19 protein-coding genes and 2 pseudogenes are annotated in these 21381 nt (G+C 68.5%); 14 read left to right on the plus strand and 7 right to left on the minus strand.

The annotated features are described in order from the left end of the window. Positions 1-89 precede the first annotated feature (89 nt). Positions 90-251 carry a hypothetical protein gene (locus ABZ904_RS19590; protein WP_360998598.1) on the plus strand — a complete coding sequence of 54 codons (162 nt, stop codon included), beginning with the start codon at positions 90-92 and terminating at the stop codon, positions 249-251. A 27-nt stretch (positions 252-278) separates the two neighbouring features. Here ABZ904_RS19590 and ABZ904_RS19595 read toward each other — a convergent pair whose 3' ends face one another. Both ABZ904_RS19595 and ABZ904_RS19600 read right to left on the minus strand, forming a co-directional pair. Further along, positions 279-1445: a hypothetical protein gene (locus tag ABZ904_RS19595; protein ID WP_360998668.1), complete on the minus strand. Its 1167-nt coding sequence runs from the start codon at positions 1443-1445 to the stop codon at positions 279-281. A gap of 445 nt (positions 1446-1890) precedes the next feature. Further along, positions 1891-2217, minus strand: coding sequence for a putative quinol monooxygenase (locus ABZ904_RS19600; RefSeq protein ID WP_359393016.1), 327 nt, complete (start codon positions 2215-2217; stop codon positions 1891-1893). A 683-nt stretch (positions 2218-2900) separates the two neighbouring features. Here ABZ904_RS19600 and ABZ904_RS19605 point away from each other — a divergent pair. The 7 genes and pseudogenes from ABZ904_RS19605 (at position 2901) to ABZ904_RS19635 (ending at position 10352) form a co-directional block, all read left to right on the plus strand. Beyond that, complete coding sequence (locus ABZ904_RS19605) at positions 2901-4283, plus strand: S53 family peptidase (protein WP_360998600.1); 1383 nt, start codon at positions 2901-2903, stop codon at positions 4281-4283. A gap of 106 nt (positions 4284-4389) precedes the next feature. Then, the gene (locus tag ABZ904_RS19610) at positions 4390-4908 is read left to right on the plus strand and encodes a TetR/AcrR family transcriptional regulator (protein WP_360998602.1); all 519 of its coding nucleotides are present in this window, start codon (positions 4390-4392) and stop codon (positions 4906-4908) included. A 299-nt stretch (positions 4909-5207) separates the two neighbouring features. Continuing rightward, positions 5208-5550, plus strand: a pseudogene (locus tag ABZ904_RS19615) (cupin domain-containing protein); the annotation flags it as partial. Between the two features lie 131 nt (positions 5551-5681). Beyond that, the gene (locus ABZ904_RS19620; protein ID WP_361824674.1) at positions 5682-6008 is read left to right on the plus strand and encodes a hypothetical protein; all 327 of its coding nucleotides are present in this window, start codon (positions 5682-5684) and stop codon (positions 6006-6008) included. Between the two features lies 1 nt (position 6009). Next, positions 6010-7209, plus strand: coding sequence for an acyl-CoA dehydrogenase family protein (locus ABZ904_RS19625; RefSeq protein WP_361824677.1), 1200 nt, complete (start codon positions 6010-6012; stop codon positions 7207-7209). Between the two features lie 553 nt (positions 7210-7762). Continuing rightward, the gene (locus ABZ904_RS19630; RefSeq protein WP_360998604.1) at positions 7763-8785 is read left to right on the plus strand and encodes an LLM class flavin-dependent oxidoreductase; all 1023 of its coding nucleotides are present in this window, start codon (positions 7763-7765) and stop codon (positions 8783-8785) included. A gap of 241 nt (positions 8786-9026) precedes the next feature. Next, positions 9027-10352 carry a long-chain fatty acid--CoA ligase gene (locus ABZ904_RS19635; protein WP_361824714.1) on the plus strand — a complete coding sequence of 442 codons (1326 nt, stop codon included), beginning with the start codon at positions 9027-9029 and terminating at the stop codon, positions 10350-10352. A 92-nt stretch (positions 10353-10444) separates the two neighbouring features. Here ABZ904_RS19635 and ABZ904_RS19640 read toward each other — a convergent pair whose 3' ends face one another. Then, positions 10445-11161 carry a hypothetical protein gene (locus ABZ904_RS19640; protein ID WP_360998630.1) on the minus strand — a complete coding sequence of 239 codons (717 nt, stop codon included), beginning with the start codon at positions 11159-11161 and terminating at the stop codon, positions 10445-10447. 429 nt (positions 11162-11590) lie between these two features. Here ABZ904_RS19640 and ABZ904_RS19645 point away from each other — a divergent pair, with 429 nt between their 5' ends. Next, positions 11591-12280, plus strand: coding sequence for a CPBP family intramembrane glutamic endopeptidase (locus ABZ904_RS19645; protein ID WP_361824681.1), 690 nt, complete (start codon positions 11591-11593; stop codon positions 12278-12280). Positions 12281-12553: 273 nt separating this feature from the next. On the opposite strand, the gene ABZ904_RS19650 is transcribed toward ABZ904_RS19645, so the two are convergent. Continuing rightward, on the minus strand, positions 12554-13792 hold the full coding sequence (locus ABZ904_RS19650; protein WP_359393034.1) for a ThuA domain-containing protein: 1239 nt from the start codon (positions 13790-13792) through the stop codon (positions 12554-12556). Between the two features lie 434 nt (positions 13793-14226). Between ABZ904_RS19650 and ABZ904_RS19655 the strand changes: the two genes are divergently transcribed. Next, positions 14227-15933, plus strand: a complete 1707-nt coding sequence (locus ABZ904_RS19655; RefSeq protein ID WP_361824684.1) for an MFS transporter — start codon at positions 14227-14229, stop codon at positions 15931-15933. 472 nt (positions 15934-16405) lie between these two features. Here ABZ904_RS19655 and ABZ904_RS19660 read toward each other — a convergent pair whose 3' ends face one another. Next, positions 16406-16678, minus strand: coding sequence for a hypothetical protein (locus tag ABZ904_RS19660; protein WP_360998637.1), 273 nt, complete (start codon positions 16676-16678; stop codon positions 16406-16408). 154 nt (positions 16679-16832) lie between these two features. Here ABZ904_RS19660 and ABZ904_RS19665 point away from each other — a divergent pair, with 154 nt between their 5' ends. Next, positions 16833-17102: a GntR family transcriptional regulator gene (locus ABZ904_RS19665; protein ID WP_360998639.1), complete on the plus strand. Its 270-nt coding sequence runs from the start codon at positions 16833-16835 to the stop codon at positions 17100-17102. Between the two features lie 242 nt (positions 17103-17344). Here the strand turns inward: ABZ904_RS19665 and ABZ904_RS19670 are convergent, their stop codons facing one another. Then, a complete protein-coding gene (locus ABZ904_RS19670) occupies positions 17345-18064 on the minus strand; it encodes a CBS domain-containing protein (RefSeq protein WP_359393042.1) in 720 nt (239 codons plus the stop codon). Between the two features lie 355 nt (positions 18065-18419). Next, positions 18420-18767, minus strand: a complete 348-nt coding sequence (locus ABZ904_RS19675; RefSeq protein ID WP_360998641.1) for a hypothetical protein — start codon at positions 18765-18767, stop codon at positions 18420-18422. 318 nt (positions 18768-19085) lie between these two features. Between ABZ904_RS19675 and ABZ904_RS19680 the strand changes: the two genes are divergently transcribed. From ABZ904_RS19680 to ABZ904_RS19690, 3 genes and pseudogenes are all read left to right on the plus strand, one after another. Beyond that, positions 19086-19235, plus strand: coding sequence for an Hsp20/alpha crystallin family protein (locus ABZ904_RS19680; protein WP_359393046.1), 150 nt, complete (start codon positions 19086-19088; stop codon positions 19233-19235). A gap of 336 nt (positions 19236-19571) precedes the next feature. Beyond that, positions 19572-20708, plus strand: a complete 1137-nt coding sequence (locus ABZ904_RS19685; protein ID WP_359393048.1) for a hypothetical protein — start codon at positions 19572-19574, stop codon at positions 20706-20708. 204 nt (positions 20709-20912) lie between these two features. Beyond that, positions 20913-21164, plus strand: a pseudogene (locus tag ABZ904_RS19690) (transposase); the annotation flags it as partial. Positions 21165-21381: the final 217 nt, after the last annotated feature.

Genomic DNA, 21381 nt, shown 5'->3' on the forward strand with positions numbered 1-21381 from the left:
AACGGCCCCGCCCACCGGCGTCTTTTCGCCCGCTTCAGCCTCCATCCCGCATACAGGAGGCTGTTACGTGCCCTGACAGACTGAGCGCCATGGACACCGAAGTGTTCTGGCGCGTGCTCGACACGGCGAATGACGGGGACAACCCACTCGCCGTCGCCGTCGCCGACCATCTGTCGGCCCTGCCGCTCCACGGGTCCGAACACCCCCGCGTCGGCGGGGCGGACGCGATCTCGGACTCGGTGACGTCGTAGTCCGACGGAACACCGCTCGTCCGCGGCTCAGGTACGGGAGACCGTCCCGCAAGCCTTGCTGCGGTCCTGGTCGAGGTCCTTGCTGCGGTCGTAGGGGTCGGTCGTAGGACCGGTGGGCGGCGCGCCCGTGGGCTGCTGCGAGTCGAACTGCGGGTGCAAATAGCCGTCGTAGATCTGGCAGGCGGAGTTGCCCGCGTCCTCGTCGTAGCGGAGGAGGCTGAGCTTGCCGGGGGTGATCTGGAAGTGCGCGGGGTTGGGCAGTTCCAGATCGACGACGCGCCGCACGATGGTGCGAGTGACCTCGTCGGTCCTCGGCCGCACCAGCGGGTACACGAAGGTGTAGTCGGCGTGCACGACCAGGGATCCGCGATTGGCCGTCCCGAAGGTCATACGACCGCGGGTCTTGACCACGTCGCCGACGAGCCGGACCTCGGCCGGGTCGAAACGGCTGAACAGCGCCAGCGGATCGTGTTTCTTGTCCGGTGCGCGCAACGAGGCGTCGAGGTGGTCGAGCAGGTCCGGCTGCCGCGGGTCGAGCACGCCGAGCGCTGCCTCGGGCCGCTGACCGCGCAGGGTGCCGGGGCTGATATTGGCGTCGATCAGCAGTGTCTTGCTCTGCTGCAGCGCGCGCTCCACCTGCGACGCGGAGAACACACCGGACGGCGTCGCCTTCGGCAGGACGATACCTGCGGCCCCGTCGGCCCACCGCTGGGCCGGGGATCCGGCGAACGGCCGCTCAGGGGTGGGCGTGTCGGACGCGACAGGGGAGGGCGGGGCGGTAGGAGCCGCGGTCTCCGGGGGCAGCTGCGGCGCCGTGTCCGCGGCCGCCTCACCGGTGCCGAAGGGGTCGCCGGGAATCAGGGACGGCTTGATCGCCACGACGGCGAGGGCAACGGCGACGGGAACGCCGACGATGCCCCACCACCGCCGGCGCCGGGCCGCGCGGCCTTCCATCTCCTGCCAGGCGGGGCCGGTACGCCAGCCTTCGGGCTGCCAGGATTGGTCGGCGGCGGCCTTGTCGCCGCTCCTGCTCCACCGGCGCTTCTTGGAGTCCTGGCGGGCGGCCTCCTCGTCCCTCTGCCGCAGCCGCTCGGTCACCAACCGCGCCCGCGCGGACGGCTCCTTCGGCGCGGAGGAGGCACGTATGTCCCGCTCGCTGTCCCGGACGAACTTCTCCCACACGTCGTCCGGTATGGACGAGGACGCCCCGGTACCGGAACCGGACCCGAGCTCAGACGTGGACTCGGACTCGGGTTCCGGTCTGGCTTCTTCGGATGGCTTGTCAGCCACGATGCTGTGTGCTTTCTCTCGTTCGGCTGTCGGCGGTTGATCGTACGGCAGCGCTGCCGAGCCCCCGAAGGGGATATCGACGTCCGGACGAGCCGGGGTGTCATGAGTTGGCAGCGTGCGTGCGAGGGCAACTACAAGCGCCCCAAAGCGTCCTGATGATCGGAGACCCGGAGACCCCCTGATAAGCCTTCTGCACCTCTCTCACCGCCCCGGCCGCCCGCAGACAAAGCATGGCAAGGCCTCATGACGCGGCAACGAGGGTGTCTTGGCCAGAGCTAGGCCAAGACACCCTCGTTCCGGTCCAGGGAGAACGCGGCAGGCGTGTTTCCCCTGCTCCTCCGCGACTCCGTCAGCCCTGGACGGCCATCTCACCGAGCAGGGACCAGTCATCCTGCTCCAGCACCGCGTTGACGATTCGTGGCGTCTCGACCAGATAGGGCGGCAGGGTCTGCTGTGCCGACTTGAAGTGGTCGGACTGGACATGCGCGGCACCGGCGTCGCCGTCCCGGAACGCCTCGACGAGCACATACTCGGTCGGATCGTCGAGGCTGCGCGACCAGTCGAACCAGAGACATCCGGGCTCACTGCGCGTGGCCTCCGTGAACTCCCGCGAGATCTCAGGCCACCTCTCCGCGTGCTCCGGCTTGATCCGGAACTTGGCCGTGATAAAGATCATTTCACGCTCCTTGATCGCATTTGATCTTCGTCCATCGTAGGACGGCGACCACCTGGGGCCGGCGCGATGCGCCTGAGATTCGAGGTTTGAATATCTTGGTGGGTTTCGGTGGTCACGGCGAGGACGACGACCTCGGCGGTGCCGACGGCGACATGGCCTGGAGTCGGTGACGCGCATCGTCAAGTAGCCGGGGCTGCACATCGTCAAGCCGAACGGCGACCCGCTCGCCACCACCTCCAAGCTCAACTACCTGTCGGCGGCCGGGACTCTGCTGCTCATGGCTGGACTGATCAGCATGGTGTTGATCCAGATCAGGCCGCGCCGCGCCCTGCGCGTCTACGGTCGCACCCACCACGCCGCAGCACCGCGCAAGGGGGGGACGCGCCGGCACCGCCGCACAACGGTCCGGCCGAATTTTTTTGATCGTTGTTGACAGGACGACCCTTTCCGTCCGACAACCATGAGGGATAGCCTCGCCCCCGTCCGCAACCCCTGTGCCACCACCCCCCACCTGAGGGGCGGACACGCAAGTCCCCTTTCGATCTCAAGAGAGGACTCTGATGGCACGCAGCATCAGACGATGGCTGCTCGCGGGGGTGGGCACCCTCAGCCTCGCAGCGGCAGGCGCCGTACCCGTCACTAGCGCTGCCCACCAGGCAACCTATCCGCAAGTACGGCCAACCGTGGCTGACTACACGCAGTTGACGACCAGCCAGACTCCACCGACTCAGTCCCAGTGCGCGTCGGTGGGACGTCGCTGCTTCACCCCCCAGGGCGTCCAGGCGGCCTACAACGTAGGCCCGCTGCACGCGGCCGGAAACGATGGCCGCGGTCAGACGATCGCCATCGTCGACGCCTACGGCAGCGACACCATGGCCCACGACCTGCACGTCTTCGACCAGGCATTCGGCATCGCATCGATGTGCGGCGAAGAGGGCGTCACCTGTGCGCCCGGCATGCCGTCCTTCAGCGAGCTTCACCTGCAGGGCTCGCCCGCCACCAAGGCACCCCCGTCCACGAGCAAGGCCCCCAAGCAGGAGGACAAGAGCGCGTGGGCGCTGGAGGTGGCTCTCGACGTCGAGACCGCCCACGCCATGGCACCCGGCGCCAACATCCTGCTGGTCACCACGCCCACCGCCGAGACCCTCGGGGTGCAGGGCTTCCCGCAGATGATGGCTGCCGAGCAGTACGTCGTCGAGCACCACCTCGCGACCGTCATCTCCCAGTCGTTCGCCTCCGCGGAGGGCGCCTTCCACAACGCCCGGTCGCTGGAGAACCTGCGCGATGCCTACAAGGCAGCGGCACAGAACGGTGTCACCGTTCTCGGCTCGTCAGGTGACGACGGAAGCGTGGGCTCGCTCAAGGCGCCTGTGGGCAAGGGCGGATCGACGCTCACCGATCCCGCCGTCGAGTGGCCCGCGTCGGACCCGCTGGTCACCGGAGTCGGCGGCACGGACCTGTGCACCGACCCGGGTGCCACCAGCGGCAGGGTCGTCGACAGCGTCTCCCCGCCGGGAGCCTGCCAGAAGGCGCCCGGCCAGTCGGAGATCTCCTGGGTCGGCTCCGGTGGCGGCTACAGCAGCGTCTTCGCCAAGCCGGACTACCAGTCGGGCGCGCTGCCGGCCGGCAGCACCTCCATCGGCGCGATGCGCGGCGTTCCGGATGTCGCCCTGCAGGCGAGCCCGTCGACGGGAGCCCTGGTGTACTTGTCCCTCCCGCCCGACGGCCTGAGCGGGCTGAAGTGCGGCAGCGCACCGTGCAGCACGGGCTGGTACGACATCGGCGGCACGTCGCTGGCGTGCCCCGAGTGGGCGGGCCTGGTCTCCATCGCCGCCCAGATCAACCACGGTGGACTCGGACTGATCAACCCGGCTCTGTACAAGCTCGCCTCGGACCCGGCCACCTACGCGGCGGACTTCAACGACGTCACCGTGGGCAACAACATCACCGACACCTCGGTCCCCGGCTACTCGGCCACCGCAGGATGGGACCCCGTCACCGGGCTGGGCACGCCGAACGCGGCGAAGCTCCTGCCTGACCTCGTCAGCGCCGTCCACGGCAGCTGACCCTTCGATACACCAACCGGGCGTCCCGCCGCCGGCCTGGCGGCGGGACGCCCGCGGTTGTTGCCGCGCCTGCAGGAGTGCAGGTCCTTCGGAGCGCAAGCAGGTTGTGCAGTACCTCGAGCACCACGGCCTCGCGCAGATGTCGCTGAGCCCGCTCGCCAAGGCCACCGGCACGACCAAACGCATGCTTCTGTACTACTTCGGCAGCCGCGAGAACCTGCTGGCCCAGGCGCTGGCCGCCAGCCGTCCCGACGCCCACGCGATGTTCGACGACGTCCACGACACCGCCGGCCTGCGCGAGGCCGCCCATGCCCTGTGGCAAGCGATGACCCTCGGGGAGCAGGCCGGGCCGGTCCGCATGCTGCTGCAACTGCTCAGCCTGGCCGCCACCGATCCGGAGCAGTACGGCGACCTCGCAGCGGACACCGTCGAGGTCATGCTCGGCCCCATCGCCGCCGCCTACGCCCGGCTGGGCCACCCGCCGCAGCAGGCTCGGGCGGGGGCCACGCTGCTCCTGTCCGGCCTGCGCGGACTGTGCCAGGACCGCTTGGTGACCCACGACGTGACCCGCACCGACGCGGCCGCTCACCACCTCATCGAGCGCGCAGTCGCCGCGTCGGGCTGAGATCGCCGCGCCTGCCTGCGTAGCGCTGCGAAAGCGCAGGGCGAGTCACAGATACAGGTCGTGCCTTGTCTTGATTGCGGAACAAGTTGTGTGAACCCGGAATCGACGAACGCGGTCACCCGAACGAGGGGTCGGTACACCCGCCCAGGAGGCGGTGGCCGACGCGAGATCATTCGTTCCGGGCGGTCCAACGGAGGTGCAGCACAGTGCCGGAGAGCAACTCAGAGGACGGGACTGCCGAGCAGGAGTGGCCCGCGGCGTTCGGACCCCTGATGCCGGCGGACGTCAAGCCACGCTTCATTCCCGAGGGCGCTTCGGGGATGACCGTCCTCGTCGAGTGGCCTCCCGGTGACCCCGGGACTCCTCCCCACCGCCACTCCGGGCCGTGTTTCGGCTACGTGATCGAGGGCGCGGTCCGGTTCGAGCTCGAGGGTGAGCCGGAGCGCGTGATCAAGGCCGGTGAGACGCGGTATGACCGGGCGGTGACGTGATCCACCACCAGAACGGCAACGTCCTATGGGACGTGCCGGGTTCGTCGTGACCATGCTGTGCGCGCCGGGCCGACCGAGGCTCACCCTGGTCGACGAGGAGGGACTGGAGAAGCGGGCCCACCTGCGCGCCCCGCGTCCCTCCGCAGACTGACCCGCGCGTTCGATGGTCCTAAAGGCCGCGCGGCACGTGCTGCTTCTGAGCTCGTCGCCGGCGATTCCGGCGACTTCACGGCCAAGCCGCAGGACGCGAGGCGGATCCTGATCGGCCACGCGTCCCCCCATGTGATCCCGCTGGTCGAGGTTGCGCCGGGCGAACGCACCGGTGAGGACGCCGTCCAGGCGGCGGTGGACTTCTGGTCCTCCGTCGGCCGCACCCACGTCGACGAACGCAAGGAGATCCCCGGGTTCTTGGGCACGGCACCCGGCAGGACCGACCCTCGGCCGACCGTCGATGAGCCCCGGGCAGCGGCGACAGCTCGCGAAGCCCGTGGCGAAGGCTCAGGCCCTTGCATGTGCGCAGTCCTCGCTGAAGAACGCGACCGCAAGCAGCTCGCCGTGCTGTTCGCACTGAACAGCACGGCCAAGCACGCCCGCACGAAGGAGAATTGAAATGAGCACTATCGTCCCGCTGGAAGACCACCTGGCCGCGGACTTCTACAACTACGAGTCGCTGCTCCCGGAAGAGGAACGCAAGATCCTCCTGAAGGCCCGCGCCCTGATGCAGGACGAGATCAAGCCGCTGGTGAACGACAACTGGGCCAAGGGCGAGTTCCCCGAGGAACTGATCGAGAAGTTCCGAGGAAGCGGCCTGGCCGCGCTGGCCTACGAAGGTTACGGCGAGCGCCAGCCGGCGGTCAGCCACCTGCTCAGCGGCATGCTGGCGATGGAGCTGGCCCGCACGGATGCCTCGGTTGCCACCTTCTTCGGCGTCCACGACGGACTCGCGTTCTACTCCGTCTACTCGGGCGGGGACCAGGAACAGCGCGACCGGTGGCTTCCCCGGATGGCCACCATGGACAAGATCGGCGCGTTCGCGCTCACCGAGCCGCTGGGTGGCTCCGACGTCTCCGGCGGCATGCGCACCACTGCCCGGCGTGAGGGCGACATCTGGGTCCTCAACGGGGCCAAGAGGTGGATCGGCAACGCCACCTTCGCCGACTACGTCGTGGTGTGGGCGCGGGACGTCGACGACAACCAGGTCAAGGGATTCGTCGTCGAGAAGGGCACGCCGGGGTTCAGCCCGGAGAAGATCGAGGGCAAGATCGCACTGCGGATCGTGGAGAACGCCGAGATCACTCTGACCGATGTCCGGGTGCCGGAGGCGAACCGGCTGCAGAACGTCCATTCTTTCCGGGACGTCGCAGAGATCCTGCGCGCCACCCGCAGCGGGGTCGCCTGGGAGTCGCTGGGCCTCATGACCGGCGCGTATGAACTGGCCCTGGACTACGCCAAGAAGCGCATGGCGTTCGGCCGTCCGATAGCGAAGTTCCAGATGGTGCAGGACCTGCTCGTCAAGAGCCTGGGCAACATCACAGCGTCCTGGGGCATGTTGGTGCAACTCGCACGGCTGCAGGAGGCCGGCATCTTCCGTGACGAGCACTCCTCGCTGGCCAAGAGCTTCGTCACCTCGCGGATGCGGGAAGTCGTCGCCTGGTGTCGCGAGATCTTCGGCGGCAACGGCATCCTGCTGGACTACGGCATCGCACGGTTCTTCGCCGACGCCGAGGCTCTCTACTCCTACGAAGGCACGCGCGAGATGAACACCCTGATCGTCGGCAAGTCGATCACCGGGCAGAGCGCCTTCGTGTGAGGGGCCGCCGCCGTCCCGGTCCACCGCGGCAGGCCGGGACGGCGGCGGAAGGCGCAGCGCTCGTCTTCGTAGCCCTGTATCCGAGGCCGGGCGGAGCCCTGCCGGCGGGCAGGCAGCGACCCGGATACGCCGCGGGCTTTGCCTGCGAGGTGCCACCACGGCCATGGATCGATCACGAGACGTTCCATCAGATCGTCGCGGAGGGCGAGCTGATCGCGCAGGTCGACCGTGCCGCCGGAGAAGGTGCAAGCGTGGTCGGCGGACGAGCTGCCGGGGCCGGGCGTCTCCAGAAGACCGTCCGGTTCCAAGTGAGCCTGCCGCGCTGTCAGCAGGCGGATCACCGGACCGGCCGGCACCGCGACGCGTCAGCGCGGCGGCGCGGAGGCCCGGCCGATGCGCAACCCGCCGATGCGATCGCCTCGGCGGCATCCTCCACGAGCACGCGCATGCCGCATGACCAGGCCGGATGATGTATCCGTACCCGCACGGTCGGTCTGGTCACAGCGTGCCGACGCCGGGAATCAAAAGTGGTCGCCGGACGCTTTGAGCGTGCGTGAAGAAGATAGGTTTCCTCTCGTTCGGCCACTGGTCGCCGAGTGCGCACTCCAAGACCCGGTCCGCCGCCGACTTCCTGCACCAGTCCATCGACCTGGCAGTCGCAGCCGAGGAGCTCGGCGTGGACGGTGCGTACTTCCGCGTACACCACTTCGCGCAGCAGGCGGCAAGCCCGTTCCCGCTGCTCTCGGCCATCGGTGCACGGACCTCGAAGATCGAGATCGGCACCGGCGTGATCGACATGCGCTATGAGAACCCGCTGTACATGGCCGAGGACGCCGGTGCTGCCGACCTCATCTCCGGTGGCCGGCTGCAACTCGGCATCAGCCGTGGATCACCGGAACAGGTCATCGACGGCTGGCGATACTTCGGTTACACCCCCGCCGAGGGCGAGACCGGCAGTGACATGGCCCGCCGGAACACCGAGGCCTTTCTCAAGGTGCTCGAGGGCAAGGGCTTCGCGCAGCCGAACCCGCGGCCGATGTTCCCCAACCCGCCGGGGCTGCTGCGCATCGAGCCGCACTCCGAGGGACTGCGCGAGCGGATCTGGTGGGGCTCCGGCTCGAACGCGACCGCCGTCTGGGCCGCAAAGCTGGGGACGAACCTGCAGAGTTCCACACTGAAGGACGACGAGACGGGCGAACCGTTGCACGTCCAGCAGCGCAAGCAGATCGAGGCGTACCGCGAGGCGTACAAGGAGGCAGGCCACGCGCGAGAGCCGCGCGTGTCGGTCAGCCGCAGCATCTTTGCCCTGACCGACGACCTGGACCGGGCCTACTTCGGCCGCGACCGCAACTCGCGCGACCAGATCGGCATGATCGACGACACGACCAGGGCGATCTTTGGACGCTCGTATGCCGCCGAGCCGGACGTGCTGGTGAAGCAGCTCCAGGAAGACGAGGCCATCCAGGCCGCGGACACCCTGCTGCTGACCATCCCGAACCAGCTCGGGGTCGACTACAACGCCCATGTGCTGGAGAGCATCCTCACCCACGTGGCACCGGAGCTCGGCTGGCGCTGAGTGTGCTGCCGGCCTGCGCGCGGCGCGGGCCGGCGCGTCACTACCCACTGCGCCGACAGAGACCCGGCCCGGCGGCGCGAGGGGCACACGAGGCCCGGACGGGCCCGATGGGCTCGGCCGGTGGTGATGCGGCTGCCCGAGCGGGAGCACCGGCCCCGTGGGCCCCCACTCGCGTTCACGACTCGGGCAGCCGGGAGCGGCGGCAACGGTTCAGGAAGGCAGTGTCCACTGCTGGTTGACGGTGCCGGCGCAGCTCCAGATCTGCAGCCGGGTCCCGTTGGCCTACTACGGCATCCTGCGGGCCGGTGGAGTCGTCGTGCCGATGAACCCGCTGCTCAAGGCGCGCGAGATCGAGCACTGCCTGGTCGACTCGGGCGCGTGCCGCCTGTTCGTGCACGAGGGCGCCGCCGGGGAAGCGGCGGTGGCGGCCGGTGTCACGGGAACCGTTGTGATCCCCGTCGACACGATCCTGTCGCAGGCAGAGGAGCACGAGCCGGTCGGCGCGGAGACACAGCGCGGTGACGACGACCTCGCCGTGATCCTCTACACCTCCGGCACCACCGGCAGGCCGAAGGGCGCCGCGCTGACCCACCACAACCTCGGTCTGAACACCGAGGTCGTGGCCGAGCGGGTGATCCACGTGGGGCCGCAGGACGTGGTGATGGGCTGCCTTCCGCTCTTCCACGCCTTCGGCCAGACCTGCGGCATGAACGCTGCGGTCCGCCAGGGCGCCTGCCTGGTTCTTGTGCCCCGCTTCGACCCGGCCGAGGTGCTGGCGCTGCTCGACGCCTTGCGGGTGACCGTCTTCCAGGGCGTGCCGACGATCTACAACGCGCTGCTGCACCAGCCCCCGTCCGCCACCGACCCCGAGGCCGGTGCCCTGCGGGTGTGCGTCTCCGGCGGGGCTGCGCTGCCGACGGAGGTGCTGCACGCCTTCGAGAAGCGCTTCGGCTGTGCGGTGGCCGAGGGCTACGGGCTGTCGGAGACCTCACCGGTGGTCACGTTCAACCACCTCGACCGCACCCGCAAGCCCGGCTCGATCGGCACCCCGATCGACGGTGCCGAGGTGCGCCTGGTGGACGTCGCCGGCCAGGACGTCCCGGTCGGTGCAGTCGGTGAGATCGCCATTCGGGGCCACAACGTGATGGCGGGCTACTGGAACCGGCCCGACGCGACGGCCGAGGCGATCCCGGACGGATGGTTCCGTACCGGAGACCTGGCCCGCCAGGACGCCGACGGCTACTTCTTCGTCGTCGACCGCAAGAAGGACCTGATCATCCGAGGCGGGTCCAACGTCTACCCGCGGGAGATCGAGGAGGTGCTCTACGAGCACCCGAACGTCGTCGAGGCAGCCGTCGTCGGCGTCCCGCACGCATCCCTCGGCGAGGAGGTCTCCGCAGCCGTCGTCCTCACCCCGGATGCTCAGGTCACGGCCGAAGACGTGCGGTCCTTCGTGAAGGAACGCGTCGCCCCCTACAAGTACCCCCGCAATGTCTGGCTCCTCCCCGCCCTGCCCAAAGGCCCCACCGGAAAAATCCTCAAGCGGGAGATCCGGCTTCCGCGGTGACATTCCGGGAGTGCCCGCGCCAGGTCGCTGACGTGCGGCGTTGCCGTACGCGCTCTTGGTGGAGCTCGTGCACGGGTCGACGGTCTCGCGTGTCAGACGAACTGGACACCTTCGACGTCGATGGTGACGAGTTCCACGTCCCGGGCCACCGTTCCGTCCTCTGTACGCCGGTAGACGCGGCGCCGGGTCGGGATCATGATGCCGTCGAACTCCCGGTACTCGGAGGGGTAGTGCGCGGCAGGCCCGGCGTTGATGACCTCGGGGGTGTAGTCGTGCCGGCGCAGCAGCCCGTTCGAGTCGAAGTAGAAGATCTGCTCACGGCAGTGCGTGGCGATGTGGTCCGGGAAGGTGACCTTCAGGGGCCTCCACGTCTGTCCCTCTTCGGTGACCGGAGGCAGTTCCGCGGTCTCGAATCCGGGAGAGGTGAAGGTGAAGGGGGATGTGAGGTAGGTCCACATGGCGTACCCGGCGAAGTAGGCGACGTGAAGATCGTCCCAAGGGGCGCGCACGTCGTCCGGGAACGACGCACGGGGATCGAGTCGCTCGGCCTTCACCTCGCCGGTGACCGTCTCCACGGCCACCCTCTGCGGGGTGAGGGAGGTCCGCAGGTCGGGCGCGGTGAAGGGTGAGTGACTCGCGTGCTGCCGGTGCAGGTCGATCCGTACCGCCGCATGATCCAAGATCCCCTCCCGTCCCTTCAGTCGCCACAGGGAACCCCCGACGCGGACATGCGCGGTCGCCGAGCTGAACCGGTGGTAGCGGTCCAGACCGCCGTGCGCCTCGAGGGCCGTCGTGACGAGATCGGTCATGGCAGATGACTCCTTGATCCGTGGGGGTGCGGGCGGGGCCGGTAGACCCACGCGCCCGGCTGCAAGGCTGACGCGCGATCGGACCATCGCCAATTAGGAGCATATGATCCTATACGACCCGCGGCAAGAGACAGCCAGGCCGAGGCCCCGCTCGCCTGCGACCTGTGCGAGACCCTGACCGGAGCGAGCTGTACCTCTTCGCCGTCATCAAGCATTCGACGAGGCGCAGCCGAATCCTGGGCACCACCACACACCCCACCGCGGGCCGGACATTCGCGACGGCACTCATTCGTCTGGTGGCATCGTCGCGCTCGTCACCACCAGCCCGGCCCGCACTGGTCCATCGCGGGCCAACCGTACTGGTGCGCTCGTCTGCTCGGCGCGTCGTGACCTGCCGGATCTCCGCGCGTCAGGGATGCTGAAGAGACCATGCATTCGCTGCTCCTCGCGGTCAGCGTGCTCGCGGCTGCGAGCACGCTGACCACTGTGCTGGCCGACGACTGGTACGTCCCGGTGTGCGTCACCGCGGCCGCGCTGCTCGTGACGATCGCACACCGGTCCGGTGTGAGCTGGGAGGAGCTGGGGCTCGGTCCAGTCTCGGTGCAGCGTGGGCTGGACTGGGGCCTCGTCCTGGCCGGGGCCGTCCTCGCCGTCTACCTCCTCGCGTGGCACATGCCGTTCACCCACGAGGCCTTCAAGGACAAGCGCGCCGCCGGTCTTTCTGCCGCGAAGCAGTTGTTCCGGGTTCTGGTGCGCGTGCCGTTCGGCACGGTACTGCTGGAGGAGGTGGGCTTCCGCGGCGTCCTGTGGGCCCTGATCATCCGGCTTCGTGGCCCCGTGTGGGCCACGGCGGTCTCGTCCGCTCTGTTCGGTTTCTGGCATGTGCCCCCGTCGCGGGGACTCACCAAGGCCAACGCCGCGGCCGAAGGCGTATTCGGTGCCGGGACAGCCGGCGTCATCCGGTCCGTCGCCGCCGCCGTCGTCGGCACGGGCATCGCCGGCGTGCTCTTGTGCGAACTGCGCCGCCGGTCCGGCAGCCTGATCGCACCCATGGTCGTACACTGCGCCCTCAACAGCTTCGGCTACGCCTCGGCTTGGGCGGCCGCCCGCAGGCAGTAACGGACGCCTGCCAGGGGCCACGCCGCGCCTGAACCAGCGGGCCACCGTCCTTTTCCGACTCCTCGTCAGCGACTGCTGCCGGCAGATGGCTCCCTGTGCCGTGGCTTCTTGAATGGCCGTCGAAGTGACACGGCGTGGGGAGTCCAGGGAACGCCGACAACGGGCTGACGCAGGTGAGCCGACGGCCGTTGCCTCTCGTAGGCGCCCCGTCGTTCAAACTGCGCCGGCCCGCTGCGTGTCCACGACGGAGCAGGCAGTGTGCCCCTCAGACGGTCAGGAAGGCAGTGTCCAGGTCTGATTGGCCGCGCCGGTGCACGACCAGATCTGCAGCCGTGTGCCGTTGGCGGAGCTGGGGCCCGTGGCGTCCAGACACTTCCCGGACTGCGGATTCACCAGCGCGCCGGCCGTGCCCGGTTGCCACTTCTGCGCGCCGGTGCCGTTGCAGTCGTACAGCTGCACCTTGGTGCCGTTCGCGGTGCCTCCCGAGGTGACGTCCATGCACTTGCCGAGTGCCTGCAGGCTGCCATCGCCGGCTACCGTCCAGTTCTGCGCAGACGTGCCGTTGCAGTCGTACAGCTGCACCGCCGTGCCGTTGGCGCTGTTGGCACCCGCGATGTCCACACACTTGCCGCCGTATCCGTGGATCGGACCGGTGGGGCGCGGCGGAGTGATCGGTCCTGACTGTCCACCCAGCCAACGCAGGCCCTGTATGAGCAGCTGGTTCTGCTGCGCGCTGGCGAAGGTGGAGGACAGGGTGGTGTTGGTGGAGTAGTCCATGGCGTTGTGGCCGAAGTTGGCGTAGATCATCTTGTAGTTGCGGTTGGACCAGACGATCGGGTAGTAGCCGCCGTACCACGACTGGTTGGGGTCCGTGCCGACCGGAAACGTGGAGGGGTCCATCGACGCGAGGATGTCGATGGCCGGGTTCTGCCGCAGGTCGTACTGCCAGCTGTACCACTCGCTGACCGAGGAGCTGATGGTGGCCGGCAGGCCCGCCGTCGCCGGGTGAGTGGAGTCGTCGATCCTCAGCGTCTCGGAGGTCGGCCCCCAGGTGTTGGTCTGGAAGGTGCCCGTGCCAAGGAAGGTGTTGTGGTACCAGGGCCAGTCGCTGCTGTCGGTGTTGAAGGCCGAGACGTGGAAACCCAGGAAGCCGCCGCCGTTGTTCATGTACGTCTGAAACGCGGACTGCTGCGCGGCGGTGTGGGGGTAGTTGTCGAGGAACATCACCACTTGGTAGTTGGCCAGGTTGGCGGTGTTCAGCTGGTTCCAGTCGTTGGTCGAGGTGTACGAAAAGCCGTACTGCGCGGCAGCCTGCGGGAACCAGGAGTTGGCCTCGTGGACGAAGCTGATGTGCGCCGCGTCATAGGTCCCGTCGTAGAAGGCGATCACCTTGAAGGCAGGCGCCGCCTGGGCGGCGTGTGCCGAGCCGGCCTGCAAGCCGAGCAGCACAGCGAACAGTGCGAACAGCCGTGTAAGGGTCCGGGGCCATTCGCGGGTGCAAGGTCCGAACATGTGGAGCCCTTCCTCGTACGCGAAGGAATGGGAACTTGCGCCATCCACTGCCTTCCATACGTCCAGCTCATGCACATGTCAATGGTCCAGACCAAGAGCCAGGTGGTTTAGACCCATCCGCCCGGCTAAAAGCCGCGCCGCACATCCTCGGGCCGGGAGGACGACGACATCGTCGCCTTCAGGGGCGAGGTGCCGGGGTTCCGTTGCGACTCCTACGGAAGCGGGGCATACGCGGCGTCAAGGATGCGCCCTGGCTCACGAAGGGGATCAAGGGGCGGGGAGGCCGGATTTCGGGGCGGGGAACGCGCGCCGCGCACCCCCTAGGCATGCCGACCGGTCGGTACTACCCTCGGCCCAACTCGGACCCCGCCGTACGAGTTCTGGTTGTTCCGAGGCGACCCCACCGGTATTCCTGCAACGTTTGGAGGAGCCGTATGTCCGCCACTCCGACGTCACTCGACGACGGCAGACCGGGGCCCTCAGCCCCGGCCGCCGGTGCCCGTAGCACACTCGCCCGACTGCTGCGCCGGGACCTGACCGCGTATCCGGCCACCGGGCGCCGGCTGGCGTATCTGACGATCGTTGTCGTCACCACCGTGGTGCTCTACTACATGCTCTACATTCAGTACGCGGTCGCGACGTCGATCATCACCCACTTCGGCATGACCTACCGCTACTTCGTGTGGGTGTCGGTGATCGGCAACGCCGTCGGCGCCTTCGCCTCGCTCGCCGCCGGGCTCGCCGACCGGTGGGGCCGCGCCAACATGGTCGTCTACGGACTGCTCGCCGCCTCGCTGCTGGTGTACTTCGGGCTGCCCAACGTGGACGGCAAGGCGACGTACCTGGTGCTGTTCGCACTGGTCAGCTTTGTCGAGGGCGTGGTGCTGGTGGCCACGCCCGCGCTGATCAGGGACTTCTCACCGCAGTTGGGCCGGGCCACGGCGATGGGCGCCTGGACGATGGGCCCGGTCGTCGGCAGCCTGGTCGTCACCGTTGTCACCAGCAGCACCCTGGACACCTCCAGTTGGCAGGACGAACTGCGCTACTCCGCGCTCTCCGGCTTCGTGGTGTTCGTGTTCGCGCTCTTCGCGCTGCGCGAGCTGTCACCCGCCCTGCGCGACCAGATCATGGTCACCCTGCGGGACCGGGCGCTGGTCGAGGCGCGCGCCAAGGGCATCGACCCGGCGCTGGCCCGCCGAGGGGAATGGCGGCAGATGCTGCGGCTGGACGTCACCGGCTCAGCCGTGGCCATCTCCATCTACCTACTGCTGTACTTCGCCGCGGTCGGCAACTTCGTGGTCTTCTTCGCCACCACCTACGGCTACAGCGAGCAGCGGGCGAACGCCGTCGCCAACTGGTACTGGGCCCCCAACGCTATCGCGCTGGTCGTGGTGGGCCTGCTCTCCGACCGGATCAGGGTCCGCAAGCCGTTCATGATCATCGGCGCGCTCGGCTCGATCATCGCCACGGCCGTGTTCGCGACCCGCGCCACCCACCCGGCCACCGACTACTACACCTTCGCCTGGCTGTTCGTGGCCATCGGCGTGTTCAGCGGCATCGCCTACGCGCCGTGGATGGCGAGCTTCACCGAGACCGTCGAGAAGCACAACCCGGCCGCCACCGCGACCGGCCTCGCGGTGTGGGGGTGGACGATCCGCGTGGTCGTCGCGGTCTCCGCGGCGTTCATCCCGGTGCTGGTCACCTCGGTCACGCCGCTCGTCGACCACGGCACCGAGGTCGCCGTGGCTCAGAAGCAGGCCGCCCCCGCGCTCGCGATCGTCAGCGCCCATCCGCAGACCTTCGCCGAACTCGGCTCGTACGCCCCGGGCAAGGTGCCTCCGGACATCGCCGCGCGGGCGCAGCAGGAGGTCGGCGCCGCGGACCTGGCCACCGTGCAGAAAGCGCAGCCACAGCTCGACCTGCTGAAGAAGTACGGGACCACGGTGCAGAAGGCCGCGCACGACGGGCCGGGCCAGTGGCGGACCTGGTGGTGGATCTGCGTCGGCGGCCAAGTGCTGTTTCTGCCGTTCGTCTTCCTGATGACCGGGCGCTGGAGCCCCAAGCGGGCCCGTGAGGACGCCGAACTGCACCAGCAGGCGGTGGACCGCGAGTTGGCCACGCTCGCGGCGGAACGCGCCTGATCCTGCCGCCGGCACGCGGCCTGCCGGCGGGTAGCACGACTGGGAGCACGGCCTGAGGAGCGTGCCGATCCCGAGCGCGGTCCGCAGGCCCGCGCTCGGCTCGCCCGGCCGCGGGCGAGGGGCCGGTGACCTGCCCGGTTCCTCGATCGTAGCGGCTCTTCAGCAGCGACACGGACAGGTGCTCGGAGCGTCTGACGAAGTCGGTGCAGGCCCAGCCGCTGGCCACGGGACTCCGCCACGTCTAGCGCGTCGCGGAGGCACTCCGCCGTACGCCGCAGCATGTACACGGCCTCACCAGCGGTCAAAGCCGCATCCAGCATGGGACACACCAACGCCAACACCGCCGCTCCTACCTCTAGTTGTTCTGCCTCGATGGCGTCTGCGAACAGCGAGAGCGGATCGCCTGGGTTGCTGGAAGGGATGTACGCGGGCTTGCCTTCAGGCCCGTTGAACGGGAGGCGCCGAAGGCGGGTCACTTGGTCACCGCCGGGACATAGTCCTGCCTCACAACTGCCAGTACTGCCGCGCGCCGCCTCTCCCGCCGGCGCCGCCTTTCTTGCGCCTGTTCGTGCGCCACCAGGTACGGCTTCACCAGCAGCAGGGAATCCGCTTCGATGACGTCCGACGCACGCCGGCAGCGTGGAGCGGAGCGGGTCCGTACCGGCACCGTCGGCACGGCTTGCGCCCGGCACTTTCCGAGGACGGTCCGTCGGAAGCCGAGAATCAGCGCCGGCAGGCTTCGCATTGCCGTTCGCTCCTTTTCAGCGATCGGCCACGCCCCGGGGGTGTTCGCCGCACCCGCGGGGCCTTTCTGTCTCCGCACAGTATCGCCTTGTATCGCTACGTCTCTAGACGTATCCCAAAGTGCCGCTACGAAGGTGTACGCCTAGCTTCCAGCTATGGCCATTGATCCAGATGCGGAGATTGATCACGGCGCCCCGCTCACGCCGTATCGGCAACTCGCCGAGATTCTGCGTGCGCGTATCCGACGAGGAGATTGGACACCAGGACGCGCGATCGCTTCTGAGACTCAGCTCGTGCAGCAATACGGGCTTGCACGCAGCACGGTACGGCGGGCTATCGCTGTCCTGGTGGAGTCCGGGGAGGTTTTCACGGTGCCCCAGCGCGGCACCTACGTGGCGGAAAAGCCCAGTTTAGAGGCCACATAGTGCAGTACTGCACGGGCGCGAGGTCTACTGACGCACGGCCATAGCGGAACTCGGCGTCGCAGTCGTCTTCACGACCGCCTCGCACGCGCGGGCTCACTCGGCCAGGGCGAACCTCAGCTCTGGACCGAGCGCGACGCCGGTCGACCCCGCGCCTCTGACCGGCACGCGGAACCCGGCGCGCCGGCTGTCCTCCAGAACGCGGACGCATCGCACACGCGGCATCCAGGGGCCCGCGGGAGGCACTACACGTCGCCGCGACGGGGGTCGATACGCTCGGCGCCTGGCTGTGGTTGGTCCTCTGCGGCCCTGTCGTCGATGGCGTAGTCGATCATCGGCCTGACGGTGACCACACCGTCCACGCCCTTGGCAAGCCGTTCGGCGATCTGGGCGGTGCTGCGGTTCTCGACCTCGCCACGCAGCGTGACGACGCCATCGTAAACCTGGACCTGCACCTCCTGTCCGGTCAGCCGCAATATCGCTGTGAGGACTTCGTCGCGGATCTCCTCGCGGATCTCCTCGTCGGGGCGCAGGAAGACGCGCAGCAGATCCGGGCGGCTGACGATGCCGACGATGTGGTCTGTCTCGTCCACGACCACCAGTCGCTTGACGTGCTGGCGGTCCATCGCACGGGCCGCCTCGGCGATCGTCCAATCGGTGTGGGCGGTGGCCACGGGAGTGGTCATCAGCCCGGCGGCGTTCTCCGCGCGTGCCTTGGCCTTCTCATGCGGCCACCCAGGCGGTGCTGCCTGCCCACCGTACTCGTCGGGCTGTTCGGCCTGCTTGCGGAGTAGATCGGCTTCGGACACCAGTCCCAACGGCGCACCATGCTCGTCGGCCACGGGCACCGCGCTGATCCCGTGGCTGGACAGGACGGACGTGATCTCCTTGAACGAGGTGTCCGGGCGGACGGTGACAACATCGCGGGTCATCACTTCGCTGACAGTGCTGTGCTGGGTGGTCATGGTCGCGTCTCCTTCCAACCTGCGCGTCGCGCGGTGGACGCTGTCTCGCCCCCACCTCCACTGTGCTCCTCTTGCATCCGGTCGTTGCAGGGGCCGCCTCGCCCAATCGGCACGGTGGTGAGCGATCGTGGGCTCGCTTGCCCCATGGGCGCCGCACTCGGCCGGGTCAGCCATTGCGGTACTCCACCAGGTGCACTGTCCCGTGGCCTGCTGCAGCCGACGGCCACGGTGTCGGCGACGGTCCGATGCTTCGTTTTCCTGCCGTCGTCCCTGTCCAGCCTGATCGCCGCAGCGGCCGTCCGGGAGGGGGCGATAGCCCCATTTACACCCGGCCGCCACGAACGGGTTGCGCGGGCTACTGCCACTGCCGTGTGCGACACCACGATGCCGGTCGCACCCTCGGAGCCGTCAACTCCCCGCGCAGCACCATCGCGCCCGACCGGTTGTCCAGCTCCCCGTCCTCAGGCGCGGCGTGGCCCGACACGGTACGGCGGGGGCTCACCAGGAGGGTGAGAGCCTCTTCCTGACAGGCGACGACGTCGTTGCCTTCGCTCTGGGGGAAGTCGAATTTGTAGAACTGTCCGATCGCGAAGAAGTTCCACGGGGAGTGTAGGCATATCGGCTCGTCGGCGTCCTCGCCGAGCCGCTCGGTCCAGTCATGGGGTGCCATAGGGACGGCGAGCACGATCCGTGCGGCCCCCACGGGCGCGGACGATCTGGCGGGCCGCGCGTGCCGTCGCCCCCGTGGCCGCCCCTCGCTGGCGCATGAGCGGGCGGCAACAAAGGGCAGCGTCAACGGGACGGCTGGTGAAGGAGTCGCCCGGTTGCGCGGGGACGTGCACCATGGAAAGTGACCTGAATACCACTGTTCCCGGAGATGAACCGCGATGACCGTTCCATGCCCTTGGACTCGGTGAACCGGTCACCGCCGAGTTCGACGAACTCGGCGAGCGGATGAACCGGCTCCTGCAAACCGGCGCGGCCGCGCCGACGGCACTGGGCTGGGCGACCCGCGGAGGACATGAGAAAGATCGATGACGCGTACGTGATCGAGGCAGAACTGTCCGGCGTCAAGCGAGACGGCATCGAGATCCCCGAGTCCTGGTGGTCCCGGTCCGGCGTCTCACGCGGCCCTCGTCCGCAGCGGAAACCGGACGCTTCCGCCCCTTAGCCGTCGATCGAGGCCATTCCGCCAGCGCGGTTCGCCGCCACGTTGCGCGCATACCGGCACGCACGGGTCGCCGCAGAGTCGTCCCGCGACGTCCTCTGCCGAGAGGCATCAAGCCCGGCCCGGCACACGCAGACCACCACCCACCGATCTCGCTGCGGGACGTGCGGCAGCCCCGGTGTCCGGATGCAAGCCGAGACCATTCCCATTCCGAACGAGACCCCCAACGAGAGTGAGATCGTGTCGGCTGCTGGCGGTCCGCCGGCCGCGACGCCCCTACGCATCATGGCGCTTCGGTCGTTCCGTCCTGAAGGGGTCGACAGCGTCCTGGGAGTGGCCATGAGACTTTCCTTTCTCGAACCCCTGTACAAGCAGTCCGGCCCCTTCGCGTCGGTGTATCTGGACACGTCTCGCGACAGCGCCATCGAGGATCCCGACGCCGCCATAGCACTGCGTTGGCGGCATCTGCGAGACGCCCTGATGTCCGAGGGAGCGGACCAGGGCTCCATCACCGCGGTGACGCGCATGGTGGGCTGCGACACCGATGTCCCCGGCACTCACGGGCAGGCCATGTTCACGGCGCATGGCCGACTGGCACTGCTGGACGAGCTGCCCACTCCGCCCGCGCGGAACACAGCGCACTTCGGCACGCTGCCGGACACCATGCCGCTGATCATCCAGCACGCACCTGGACTCCCGTACCTGGCGATCCACGTCCACTACAGCGGCCGTCACTCAACGGACGCTACCGGCACCGTGCGTGTCGACGCGGAGGTCGGCACATGGCCCCTGACCAAGGTCACGCCGGCGCACCGCCTGCACGAGGACGTCCCCGTTGCCGACTGGCTGCACGCCTCTGAAGTGATCGGCCGGGAGCTGGAGGGCCACGCACGGCGCATCGGCGCCGAAGAAGTGGTCGTCGCGGGAGACATCTGGGCCCGCGGCATCCTCATCCGCCGGCTTCCCGCCTCCCTGCGCGGGCAGGTCACCGCGGTGGTAGGCGTGGGCGAGTCGACGCCGGGGCGGGCGCTCATGGAACACCGGCTCGAAAGCCTCTTCGGCGGTCGCATGACGGCGCATGACCGGACCCTGCTGGATGCTTTCCTCGCACAGCAGGCACGCGACGGGGCCTCGGCCGAAGGCCTCTCCGCCGCCATATCGGCCCTGCAGCGCGGCCAGGTCAGAGCACTGTTCCTCAACGACCATCCCGAGTCGAGGCTGCGCTTGTGGGTCGGTCCGGACCCCCGTCAACTCGCCTTCACCGAACAGGAACTGCGCTCCTACGGCGTACGGGACGTCCGCGAGGAACGGGCCGACGCGGCCCTGACCCGCGCCCTCGTGAGCACGAGGGCCGAACTGGTCCTGGTGCCCGAAGAGCAGCTGCGCCTGCGCGAGCGTGTGGGCGTACTGCTGCGCTATGCCGACCCGTCATCCTGTGCCGCTCGAAAAGTCCCTCGCCGCAGGCCGCGGCGGTGACGGCGGTTGCGTCCAGTGAAGTGGTGTACGGTTCGACCTGATCCGGGGGTTTGCTCCGGCTTCTGGCTGATGCCCGCATAGATGAACGGCCACCGGCTGATCTTCGAGATGTCGAGTCACGAAGGAGATCAGCACCATGACCGCACCAGACAGTGTGCCCCTACATGTCCCGCGGAAGACAACCTTGTCGCGGCGAGTCCCGACCTGCTGCGCGCGATGGTCAAAACATTCGCCGACGCGCTCATGTCTCCGGAGGCCGACGCCCTCTGCAACGCCGAATACGGGCAGGTCGGCGAGGAGGGAGTCAACCACCACAACGGCTAGCGCCCGCGCGAGTGGGACACGAGGGCGGGAACGGTCGAGCCGGCCATCCCCAAGCTGCGGAGCGGGAGTTACTTCCCGCACTGGCTGCTGGAGCGCCGCCGCAGGGCCGAGCAGGCACTCATCAGTGTGGTGGCCACGCTGCTGCGGACGGTCTACCGATACAACGAACACCGCCCACACCAGGCCCGCACCCAGCTACCACCCGCCACCCAGGAGCAGCCTGCCGCACCAGACGGCGGCGCCCTGCCGCGGTTGACGGGCACCTGCGGCGGCCGATCGTGTGCGCTGTGACTGTTCGCTGTAGACGGCGGATGTCTGCGATCGCTGGGCAGAGCACCGCGGTGATCAC

Origin of the sequence: Streptomyces sp. NPDC046900 (assembly GCF_040644975.1) — a bacterium.
Classification (GTDB): Bacteria; Actinomycetota; Actinomycetes; order Streptomycetales; family Streptomycetaceae; genus Streptomyces.